We start from the raw sequence: 10,093 nt of genomic DNA on the forward strand, positions 1-10,093 counted from the left end.
GACGACACGCTGCATGGGGAGGACGGTGCCGACACGCTCGAGGGCGGGGCGGGCGACGACCGCTTGTTCGGTCACAACGACGACGATCTGCTGCACGGCGGCGCGGGCGATGACACCCTCGTGGGCAGCGCCGCGAATGACACGCTGCTTGGCGGGGAGGGCGACGATGCGCTGCATGGCGATCTCGACGATGACTGGCTGGAGGGCGGTCTCGGATCCGACAGGCTGTTCGGCGGGCATGGCGACGATACGGTGATCGGCGTGGTGGACGATCCCGCGACCGAGGGCATCGACGATATCGACACGGGACGGGATTATCTCAACGGCGGCGGCGGCGACGACCTGATCGTGGCGGGGCGCGGCGATATCGTCACCACGGGCGGCGGTGCGGATACCGTGATGCTGGGCGGCTGGCTCGATGCCGCGCATCAGGCGGAGATTCTCGACTTCTCGGTCGAGGAGGACATGATCATGGTGCTCCATGACGCGCCCGAAGGCGAGGAACCCGACATCGCGCTCGAGCCCGATGCCGACGATCCCGGCGCGCAGCGCCTTCTGCTCGACGGGGTCGAGATCGCGCGGATCGCCGATGCCGCCGGGCTGACGCTCGATCATGTCGCGCTCGTGTCGCAGGCGCGCGAGGCGCACGACCCGGAGCTCACGTCGCGGCTGGTCCGCCTCGTGGACGAGGAGGGCATCGACACTGTCGCGATGATGTGGTCCAAGGCGGGCGCCCACACCCTCCCGGGAGCCCTCTGGCGCATCTACATGCTGCGCGAGTGGGTCAAGCACGACGCCGCCGCGGTCGCGCGGACCTACCACCAGGGCGTGCACGCGGCCCACGTGAGGCACGCGATCGCAGGGGTCCAGGACCCGCCCGGGCCGGACGAGGTGCGCGCGCTCGCGGACTCCGTGCTGTCCGGGGTGTTCTCCGGCGACCTGGCCGTGGCGCTCGATCGCGCGGGCGCGTTCTGCCGCGTGGTCGCGACCGGCGCCGCCTACGAGGCCGAGTCCGACGACGGCCACAACGACCGCCGCGCTCACCAGACCGCTCTGCGCGCCGCGCAGCTGCTGCGCACCGGCGAGGACCTCGAGCGCTGCGCCGAGATGTGGCGAGACGACCGCCTGGACTGAGACGCGCCACGCCGCCGCAGGCGCGAGGTACGGGGGTCAACCCGCGCATCGGCCCTCCCCATTCACGAGCGAAATGGGCCCACTTCGCTCATCTAAGCGCTTGAGCGAGCGATTCGGGCCCACTTCGATCGTTTTGCTGGGGCGCTCGGAGGCGTATGGTGGGAGGTGACATCGGACTGCGGCAGCCCCGGGCTCCAACACCAGCCGCCACGAGCGGCCTTCGCGCCGACTGGCGCTCCCAGTCCGATGTCTTTTTCTTTGCCCGGGAGGCCCCGGGTGCGGGGCGGGTGCGGCCGATGCGCGCTCGGGCTACGGATGCACCTGCAGCAGGTGCGTCTCGATCGCCGTCACGCGCGGCCCGGACTCGGTGTCCAGGATGTGGGCGACCAGCAGCCCGCCGGCCGGCAGATAGGGGTTCTTGCGCGGCAGTGCGCCGCGGGTATACGGCCTGGTAGCGGCCCGCATCATCTCGATGATCGTGGGCAGCGTGGGCCGGTGGGCGCACACCACGTGGCTCGAGGTCCGCTCCATGAGCTTGACGAAGGTCTTCGCGGTCGCGAGTGGCTTCGACGCGTGGCCCGGCTCGGTGAGCGGGTCGTAGGTCTTGACCTTGAGGCCGGCGGCCTGGGCGTAGGGCTCGACCGTGGCGACGCAGCGGCGCGCTGGCGACGAGTCCACGTGCTTGGCCCCGAATGCGGCGAACAGCGGCACCAGCTGCCGCGCCCGCGTGGCCCCCGCGGTCGTGATCGGGCGCTCGATGTCCTTTCCCGACCAGGCCTTGCGGCGCTTCGCACGGGCGTGACGGACCAGCACGAACGCCCGCGTCTCGAGGCGATCGTTCTCGAACGCGTCGACGAGCACCTCGAGTGGACGCAGATCGTCCTTGAAGGTGATCTTGCGCCGCGCCTCCTCGACGGACATCCACCGCTTCTTGTCGATCTCGTTCTTGGAGGCGTCCTTCACCTTGGGCCGGGCGCGCACGTAGGCGGCGCCGTCGGAGGCGACGTGAGCGGCCCAGTACTTGACCACCTTGGTCTTGCCGCCGGCGGGGTACCGCAGCGTGGGCAGCGGCTGGCCCAGCACCACCTGCTTGCCGGTCTCCTCCGCCACCTCGCGGACAGCGCACGCGGGCAGCGTCTCGCCGTGGTCGAGCTTGCCCTTGGGCCACGACCAGTCGTCGTACCTGGGGCGATGCACGGCGAGCACCTGGAGCTCGCCGTTGCGGACGCGCCACACCACGGCGCCGGCCGCGATGACGGTCCCGGGGGGATAGCGCCTCACTTGCGCTTGGCCCTCCGCTTGGGCTGGCGCTTGATGTAGGTGGCCTGGACGTCCTTGAGGCGCTCGCCGGCCTCGTTCTCGAGGAAGTGCGACCATGCGCCGTCGGGGCCCAGCTCCCACGCGGCGTAGTCGGGCGACATCGCCATCGCGATGGACTCGATCAGGGCGTCCTTCTGCTGCTCCGCCTCGATCGAGATCAGCGCCTCGATGCGGCGGTCCAGGTTGCGGTGCATGAGGTCGGCGCTGCCGATGTAGACCTCGCGCTCGCCGTCGTTGTGGAACGCGTAGATGCGCGAGTGCTCGAGGAAGCGCCCGAGCACGGAGCGGACGCGGATGTTCTCGCTGTAGCCCTCGACGCCGGGTCGCAGCGCGCAGATGCCGCGCACGTTGATGTCGACCTTCACGCCCGCGCGCGAGGCGCGGTACAGCGCGTCGATGGTCTTCTCGTCCACGATCGAGTTGACCTTGATGCCCACCCACGCCTCGCGGCCGGCCTCGGCGTGCTCGATCTCGCGCTCGATGCGCTCGATGAGGCCCAGCCGGACGCCCGTGGGCGCCACGATCACGCGGCGGAACTTCGCCTTGGGCGCGTAGCCGGAGAGCTGGTTGAAGAGCTTGGTGAGGTCCGCGCCCACGTGGTCGTCGCGCGTGAGCAGGCCGTAGTCCTCGTAGAGGCGCGCGGTCTTGGGGTGGTAGTTGCCGGTGCCGATGTGGCTGTAGCGCACCAGGCCCTCGTCCTCCTGGCGCACCACGAGCGACAGCTTGCAGTGCGTCTTGAGGCCCACCAGGCCGTACACCACGTGCACGCCCGCCTTCTCGAGCTTGCGCGCCCAGCCGATGTTCTGCTGCTCGTCGAACCGCGCCTTGATCTCGACTAGTGCCAGCACCTGCTTGCCGTTGCGGGCCGCCTCGATGAGCGCGTCGACGATGGGGGAGTCGCCCGAGGTCCGGTACAGCGTCTGCTTGATCGCGAGCACCTGCGGATCCGTGGCGGCCTGCGACAGGAACGCCTGGACCGACGTCGAGAACGAGTCGTACGGGTGGTGCAGCAGGATGTCGCCGCGGCGGATGGCCTCGAACACGTTCTGCTCGTCCGCGGTCTCGACGGGCGCGAGCTGGTGATGCGTCGTGGGGCGGAACGCCGGGTACTGGAGCTTGGGGCGGTCCAGGTCCGCGATCACGTTGAGGCCCGTGAGGTCCAGTGGCGCGGGCAGCTGGAACACGTCGTGATCGGTGACGCCCAGCTCGCGCACCAGCAGGTCCCGGATGTTCTGCGGCACGTCCTCGGCGATCTCGAGGCGCACCGCGGGCCCGAAGCGCCGGCGCAGCAGCTCGCGCTCCATCGCCTTGAGGAGGTTCTCGGCGTCATCCTCCTCGACCTCGACGTCCTCGTTGCGGGTGACGCGGAAGGTATAGCTGTCGAGCACCTCCATGCCCGGGAACAGGTAGTCGAGGTGCTCGGCGATGACGTCCTCGAGAGGCACGAAGCTGCGCGGCTCGTCGCTGAGGGCCGATGCGTCGGTCACCTGGGCGGCGTGCCCCGCCGAGTCGACGGACAGGAAACGCGGCAGGGTCTCCGGCACCTTCACCCTGGCGAAGAACTGCTTGCCCGAATCCGGATCCCGCAGCTCGACCGCGAGGTTGAGCGACAGGCCGGAGATGTAGGGGAACGGGTGCGCGGGGTCGACGGCCAGCGGCGTCAGCACCGGAAAGATGTCCGAGCGGTAGAGCTTGCGCAGCCGCTCGCGCTCCTTCTCCTCGAGGTCCTGGATGTGGACCAGGTGGATGCCCTGCTCCTGGAGCTGAGACCGGATGCGGTCCTCGAACACGTCCGCGTGGCGATCCATGAGCTGGTGCGCGCGATCCGTCAGGGCCTCCACGAGTCGCGTGGGGCTCATCCCGGTCGCGCTGGGGACCGCGAAGCCGGCGGCGATGCGGCGCTTGAGCCCGGCCACGCGGACCATGAAGAACTCGTCCAGGTTCGACGCGAAGATCGCCAGGAATCGCGCGCGCTCGAGCAGCGGCGTGCCCTCGTCCTCGGCAAGCTCGAGCACGCGCTCGTTGAACGCGAGCCACGACAGCTCGCGGTCCAGGTAGCGATCTGCCGGCAGGGGCTCGTGGGCGGCGGCGTCCTCGTCGTCCATGTCCGCGGACGGGTCGGAGCCGAGTGGCGTCTGCGCGCTGAGGTCCTCGACCACGGCCGCCGAGGCGTGGGGCGCAGCGGGCTCGCTCGAACCGGCCGCCGGCAGCGGCGCGGGGGCGGTCTGTTCCAGGGCCTCGAGGGGCGTGCCGTCATGCATGTGCCCAGCCTGCCACGGGCGGGGCCGTGCGACTACCCCGCTTGGTCCTGCCTCGACGCGTCCCGCACGGCGGCATCGGCCGTCCACTTGCCTGTTTCATAAGTTTCAGATAGAACTGAAACATGACGATCGACTGGACCCGCGCATCGGCCGCCGGGTCGCCGGGCCACGGTGGCGACGCGCCTGCCGCCAGTGGCGCGGCGGCACCGCAGAGGGCCGATGCGCGGGCGCAGTACGCGGCTCAGGTCGCCCAGTACTGGGAGACGGTGGGCTTCTCGCCTGCGGCCGGCGCGATTTTGGGCCACCTCATGGTGTGCGAGCCCGCCGCGCAGACGCAGGCCGAGCTTGCGGAGGCGCTGCACCTGTCCGCGGGCACGGTGTCGACCCAACTGCGCAGCCTCATCGCGACCACGCTGGTCGAGAAGGTGCGACTGCCCGGCCAGCGCGCGCTGCGCTATCAGCTGCCGCAGAACGTGTGGCTGCGGCTGATCGGCTCCGAGACCGAGCGCATCGCGGGCCTGCGCCGCCTGGTCGACGCCGCCGCGGAGGTGTCCCCCGAGACCAGGCCCGACCGCATCGGCGCGCTCGATACCGTCGTGCGGTTCTTCGAGGCCGAGTGGCCCGCCTTCATGGCGCGCTACGACGACTACTTGAGAAAGGAGGGGTCATGACCGAGACCCCCGTCATCGAGGTGGACCACCTCACCAAGAAGTTCGGCTCGTTCACCGCGGTGGACGATGTCAGCTTCGATATCCACGCCGGCGAGATCTTCGGCTTCCTGGGCCCCAACGGCGCCGGCAAGTCGACCACGATCCGCTCGCTGCTGGACCTCATCAGGCCCACGAGCGGCGCGTGCCGAATGTTCGGCCTCGACTCGCGGCGAGACGCGGTCGAGATCCATCGCCGCATCGGCTTTCTGCCCTCGGACCTCGCGCTGTACCCCAACCTCACCGGCCGCCAGACCGTGCAGTACCTGGGCGGCATCCGTGGCGGCGTGGACTGGGGCCGGGTCGATGCGCTCGCCGAGCGTCTCGACGCGGACCTGACGAGGAAGGTGGGCGAGTACTCGTCCGGCAACCGGCAGAAGCTGGGCATCATCCAGGCGTTCATGCACGCGCCCGAGGCCGTCGTGCTCGACGAGCCCATCACGGGCCTGGACCCGCTCGTGCAGCTCGAGTTCCACACCATGCTGCGCGAGATGGCCGATGCCGGGGGCACCGTGTTCCTGTCCTCGCACACCATCTCCGAGGTCGAGCGCGTCGCGGACCGCGTGGGCTTCATCAGGCGCGGCCACCTCATCGCGGTCGAGCGCATGAGCGAGCTGCAGGACAAGGCGCTGCGACGGATCACGCTCGAGTTCGGTGCAGAGGTGCCGGTCGCCGCCTTCCAGGGGATCGAGGGGGTGCACGAGGCCTCGGCCGAGGGCACGACCGTCACCGCACAGTACGAGGGCTCGATGGCCCCGCTGCTGACCGTCGCGACGCAGCACGACGTGCTGTCCGTGTCCTCCGCGAGCGTCGATCTCGACGAGATCTTCCTCGAGTTCTACCGCGACGAGGTCGTGGCGGCCGGCGACGATCCCGACGAGCCGGGCGAGCGGGGCGCTGAGTCCGAGGCCGTCGCGGAGCGCGCCTGATGCTCGCCACCGTCTACCTGAAGTCCGTCCGCGACCGGTGGATGGCTGCGGCCATCGCCGTGGTGTCGCTGTTCGCGATCGCGTGGATGGGGATGTGGGCCTACGCGGGCATGGGCGACGAGGCCACCGACTTCGTCGCCTCGATGCCCGAGGCCTACCTGTCGCTGCTGGGGATCACGGCGGATTCCGGCGTCGCCGGGATGATGCTGTCGAACATGTTCAACTTCCTGGGGCCGTTCGTGATCGCCGGGATCGGGATCTCCATGGGCGCGGCGGCCATCGCGGGCGAGGAGTCCGCGGGAACCATGAACGTGCTCGGCACCCTGCCGCGATCGCGCTCGCGGCTGCTGACGTCGAAGTCCCTGGCGATCCTCACGATCGCGGTGGGATCGGCGGTCGTCACTGGACTGTCCTACACGGCGGCCGTCACCCTCTCGGGAACCGAGCTGGGGTCGCTCGACCTCGCCGCGGCCACGCTGCACATGCTCGTGGTCTGCCTGCTGTTCGGCGCTCTCGCGCTCGCGGTGGGCACCTGGACCGGCAACCGGGCGCTGGCCTCCGGGCTGTCCGTCGGGCTGATCGTCGCCTCGTTCCTGGTCGCTGGCCTGCTGCCGCTGTTCGACGGGCTCGCGGATTGGGCGAAGCTCTCGCCCTGGTACTGGATCGCCGGCACGCAGCCCCTCACCACCGGTGTGGACTGGGTGCCGCTCCTGGTGCTGCTCGCGGCGACCCTCGGACTCGCCGCGGTGGCGTGGTGGGGGCTGTCGCGCCGCGACCTGGGCTCGGGCGCGACCCGGACGCCGGTGATCGAGCGCCTGCGGGAGGACCCGCGCATCGGGCGGGCGGTCGCGATGCTCGCGGGCCGCGGCTCGACGCGCGGCGTGGCCGCGAAGGCGCTCACCGACCTGCGCCCCTACATGGTGCTCGTGGGCGGGCTGATCCTGCTGCAGGCCACCGTGCTCGGACCCATGTTCACGGCGATCTCGGACACGATCGGCGACGTGGTGAACGCCATGCCGGAGTCGCTGCTCGCCATGATCGGCTACGCCGACTTCTCCACACCCGAGGGCTGGTACTACGGCGAGCTGCTGTCGATCGTCGCGCCCGTCGCGGTCGCCGTCGTCGCCATCAACGCCGGCGCGTCGCTCGTACGGGAGGAGAAGAACCGCACCTCCAACGTGCTGCTGTCGCTGCCGCTGGCGCGCGGACAGGTCGCGGTGCGCAAGGCCATCGCGATTCTCACGGGTTCGCTCGTCGTGGGGGCCGCCGTGGTGGCCGGGATCTCCGCGGGCAACGCGATCGCCGGTCTGGGGATGTCCTATGGGAGCATCGCCGCGGCCGGCCTGCTGACCGCGGGGCTGGGATGCCTACTCGGCGCCGTCGCGTTCGTCGCCGGAGGGATCACCGGCAGCAGCTCGATCGCCGTGGGTGCGGGGACGGGCGTCGCGATCCTGGGCTGGGGCATCAACAGCTTCATCCCCGTCAACCCCGACCTCGCCGACTGGGCGCGCGTGTCGCCCTTCTACTACTACTCGACGCCCAATCCGCTGGTCGAGGGGATGACCTGGTCGAACCTGGGCGTCCTCGCCGGGGTCGCGGCGGTGCTGGTCGGGATCGGGGTGGTGGCGTACCGGGCGCGCGACCTGCGCGGGTAGGGCGGCTCCTGGCCCGGTGCGGGCGTGCGCGTGTCTAGGCTGGCCTGATGCGCCGCGTCTGGGACCGTCTGCCCGCGCTCGTGCGCGCGCTCGTGCCGGGGCTGATCGTCAGCGGTCTCGGGCTGTGGGGATTCCTCGAGATCCTCGACGAGGTCCTCGAGCGCGACACCTTCGAGCGGATCGACCAGCCGCTGCTCGAGTGGTTCGCCGAGCACCGCACGGACGGCCTGACGGCGGTGATGGAGGGCATCACGGTGCTGTTCGGGCCGGTCGTGCTGCCCATCCTTGTAGGCGTGGGGTGCCTGGTGTGGTGGCGCCGGTCAGGATCATGGCGCGACCCGGCCCTGCTGGTGGGGGCGATGATCGTCTCGACGCTGCTGTCCGTGGCGATCAAGGCCACCGTCGCGCGCCCACGACCCGCCGAGGAGTTCCAGGTCGTGCCCGGGCAGGAGGCGTCCTTCTCGTTCCCTTCGGGTCACTCGACGGGAACCGCGACGCTGGTGCTGGTCGCCGCCTATCTCCTGTGGCGGCGCCACCGAGGCAAGCGGGCGCTCGTGGCCTTCGCGCTGGGGTCCGTCGCGCTGATCGGCCTGGTCGCCACCACGCGCCTGTACCTCGGGTACCACTTCCTGTCGGACGTGCTCGCGGGCGCGTGCCTGGGTCTGTTCACCCTGGGGCTGGTGATCAGCGCGGACCGGTGGCTGGATCTGCGTCGAGAGTGAGCGTGTAGAACGCGCTCGCCGGGTCCTCGCCGTACCCGGCGAAGGGTCCGCACGGCTCGAAGCCGAACCTCGCGTAGAGCCGATGCGCCGGGGCGAAGATCTCCTGGCTGCCGGTCTCGAGGCTGACCCGCGTGTAGCGCCGCCGCCGCGCCTCGTCGAGCAGGTGGGTCAGCACGCTCGCGGCCACCCCCTGCCCGCGCGCCGCGGTCGAGGTCCGCATCGACTTGACCTCGCCGTGCTCGCGGTCGAGCTCGGCGAGCGCGCCGATGCCCAGGAGCGCGCCCGCGTCGGAGCGCGCCGTCCACGCCGTCACGTGGTCCGCGCGCAGGGCCGCGAGCGGCAGCGCGTGCACGGAGCACGCAGGCGAGCTGGCGTGCATCTCCTCCAGGTGCTCGGCGAGCAGCGCGGCGACGTCCGGGGCGTCCAGGTCGGCGGGCTCGATGCGCATGAGGCGATCGTGCCACGCCATCACGACACCGTGAAGGTGACCTCCATGCCCTGCGACCGGTGCGATCCCACGGAGCAGTAGAGCGTGTAGTCGCCGGGCTCGAGCGTCGCCGTGAAGCTGTCGGTCTCGCCGGCGCCGATGATCGCCGTCGCCCCGTCGGCACCACCCTCGAGCACCAGGTCGTGCTGCATGCTGCCGTCGTTGGTGAGCACGAAGGTGTAGGTGCCGGCCTCGGTGGGCGCGGTGAGCTCGTAGCCGAACTCGAAGGCGGAGACGGCGACCTCGGTCGCGTCGGCAGGTGCGGCGGACGGGTCGTCCGCGCTGGCATCGTCGGGCTCGCTCGATCCGCACGCGGCGAGCACGACGGCCATCGCGAGCGCGGCGACCTCGACCGTGGTGCGGCGCAATCCGGACATCGTGGACATGTGCACCAGGCTATTCCGGGCGGCCCGATCGCGCGGGGCGTGGCGGTCGCGGCGTAGACTCCGCACCCCGGTAGCGTCCTCGGCATGAGGGCAGCGGGCTGGATCGTCAGCGGAGTCGGCACGCTCGTGGGGCTGGCCGTGATCGCCTACGCCTTCATGTGGGCGGACTTCCAGGACTCGCACCAGTCCAGCGCGGGCGGCGACCACGTCCGCATGGTGCTCGTGGGCATCGGCATCGCGGCGGTCGCGCTCGCGATCGGCGGCGGCCTGCGCCACGGCCGCCGGTGGGCGTCCTACGTGTTCGTCGGGCTCGCCGCCGTCTTCGGTATCGCGGCCGTGTGGTGGGCGGTCACCGAGATCATCGGCTGACCTGACCCTCGCATTCCATCCCCCATCACGAGCGAAATGGGCCCACTTCGCTCATTGAGGCGCTGAGACGAGCGAAGTGGGCCCATTTCGCTCGTCTCAGGGCTTGGGCGAGTGCGAATCGAC

General features: G+C 70.7%; 10 protein-coding genes. 6 read left to right on the plus strand and 4 right to left on the minus strand.

Features of this window, described 5'->3' with window-relative positions; translation table 11 throughout:
• Positions 1-1,134: calcium-binding protein (locus tag QZ483_RS10430; RefSeq protein WP_297083707.1), on the plus strand; the 1,134-nt coding region annotated here is incomplete at its 5' end.
• A 309-nt stretch (positions 1,135-1,443) separates the two neighbouring features.
• Here QZ483_RS10430 and QZ483_RS10435 read toward each other — a convergent pair.
• Together QZ483_RS10435 and QZ483_RS10440 are read right to left on the minus strand one after the other, a co-directional pair.
• Positions 1,444-2,415, minus strand: coding sequence for an NUDIX hydrolase (locus tag QZ483_RS10435; RefSeq protein WP_297083710.1), 972 nt, complete (start codon positions 2,413-2,415; stop codon positions 1,444-1,446).
• Complete coding sequence (locus tag QZ483_RS10440; protein WP_297083713.1) at positions 2,412-4,715, minus strand: RNA degradosome polyphosphate kinase; 2,304 nt, start codon at positions 4,713-4,715, stop codon at positions 2,412-2,414. The genes QZ483_RS10435 and QZ483_RS10440 overlap by 4 nt, the downstream gene beginning before the upstream one ends.
• Positions 4,716-4,837: 122 nt before the next feature.
• Here QZ483_RS10440 and QZ483_RS10445 point away from each other — a divergent pair, with 122 nt between their 5' ends.
• From QZ483_RS10445 to QZ483_RS10460, 4 genes are read left to right on the plus strand one after another with little or no spacing between them, the layout of a single operon-like run.
• On the plus strand, positions 4,838-5,386 hold the full coding sequence (locus QZ483_RS10445) for a GbsR/MarR family transcriptional regulator (protein WP_297083715.1): 549 nt from the start codon (positions 4,838-4,840) through the stop codon (positions 5,384-5,386).
• On the plus strand, positions 5,383-6,351 hold the full coding sequence (locus QZ483_RS10450; RefSeq protein ID WP_297083716.1) for an ABC transporter ATP-binding protein: 969 nt from the start codon (positions 5,383-5,385) through the stop codon (positions 6,349-6,351). The genes QZ483_RS10445 and QZ483_RS10450 overlap by 4 nt, the downstream gene beginning before the upstream one ends.
• Entirely contained in the window at positions 6,351-8,006 is a 1,656-nt protein-coding gene (locus QZ483_RS10455; protein WP_297083718.1) for an ABC transporter permease subunit, read from the plus strand. The genes QZ483_RS10450 and QZ483_RS10455 overlap by 1 nt, the downstream gene beginning before the upstream one ends.
• Before the next feature lie 47 nt (positions 8,007-8,053).
• A complete protein-coding gene (locus QZ483_RS10460) occupies positions 8,054-8,728 on the plus strand; it encodes a phosphatase PAP2 family protein (RefSeq protein WP_297083720.1) in 675 nt (224 codons plus the stop codon).
• Here the strand turns inward: QZ483_RS10460 and QZ483_RS10465 are convergent.
• Positions 8,691-9,176 (minus strand): GNAT family N-acetyltransferase, encoded by a 486-nt coding sequence (locus QZ483_RS10465; RefSeq protein WP_297083722.1) that lies wholly within the window; start codon positions 9,174-9,176, stop codon positions 8,691-8,693. The genes QZ483_RS10460 and QZ483_RS10465 overlap by 38 nt on opposite strands.
• Before the next feature lie 20 nt (positions 9,177-9,196).
• Complete coding sequence (locus QZ483_RS10470) at positions 9,197-9,601, minus strand: plastocyanin/azurin family copper-binding protein (RefSeq protein WP_297083724.1); 405 nt, start codon at positions 9,599-9,601, stop codon at positions 9,197-9,199.
• Between the two features lie 84 nt (positions 9,602-9,685).
• On the opposite strand from QZ483_RS10470, the gene QZ483_RS10475 reads away from it, so the two are divergent.
• Positions 9,686-9,970 (plus strand): hypothetical protein, encoded by a 285-nt coding sequence (locus QZ483_RS10475; RefSeq protein ID WP_297083727.1) that lies wholly within the window; start codon positions 9,686-9,688, stop codon positions 9,968-9,970.
• Positions 9,971-10,093: the final 123 nt, after the last annotated feature.

It is taken from the genome of uncultured Demequina sp. (assembly GCF_913055775.1).
GTDB lineage: Bacteria > Actinomycetota > Actinomycetes > Actinomycetales > Demequinaceae > Demequina.

What these genes read in the sequence shown, in the direction of transcription:
- QZ483_RS10470 (WP_297083724.1), bottom strand. Translation starts at nt 9,601, where the DNA reads ATGTCCACGATGTCCGGATTGCGCCGCACCACGGTCGAGGTCGCCGCG.
- QZ483_RS10465 (WP_297083722.1), bottom strand. Translation starts at nt 9,176, where the DNA reads ATGCGCATCGAGCCCGCCGACCTGGACGCCCCGGACGTCGCCGCGCTG.
- QZ483_RS10475 (WP_297083727.1), top strand. Translation starts at nt 9,686, where the DNA reads ATGAGGGCAGCGGGCTGGATCGTCAGCGGAGTCGGCACGCTCGTGGGG.
- QZ483_RS10450 (WP_297083716.1), top strand. Translation starts at nt 5,383, where the DNA reads ATGACCGAGACCCCCGTCATCGAGGTGGACCACCTCACCAAGAAGTTC.
- QZ483_RS10455 (WP_297083718.1), top strand. Translation starts at nt 6,351, where the DNA reads ATGCTCGCCACCGTCTACCTGAAGTCCGTCCGCGACCGGTGGATGGCT.
- QZ483_RS10440 (WP_297083713.1), bottom strand. Translation starts at nt 4,715, where the DNA reads ATGCATGACGGCACGCCCCTCGAGGCCCTGGAACAGACCGCCCCCGCG.
- QZ483_RS10445 (WP_297083715.1), top strand. Translation starts at nt 4,838, where the DNA reads ATGACGATCGACTGGACCCGCGCATCGGCCGCCGGGTCGCCGGGCCAC.
- QZ483_RS10460 (WP_297083720.1), top strand. Translation starts at nt 8,054, where the DNA reads ATGCGCCGCGTCTGGGACCGTCTGCCCGCGCTCGTGCGCGCGCTCGTG.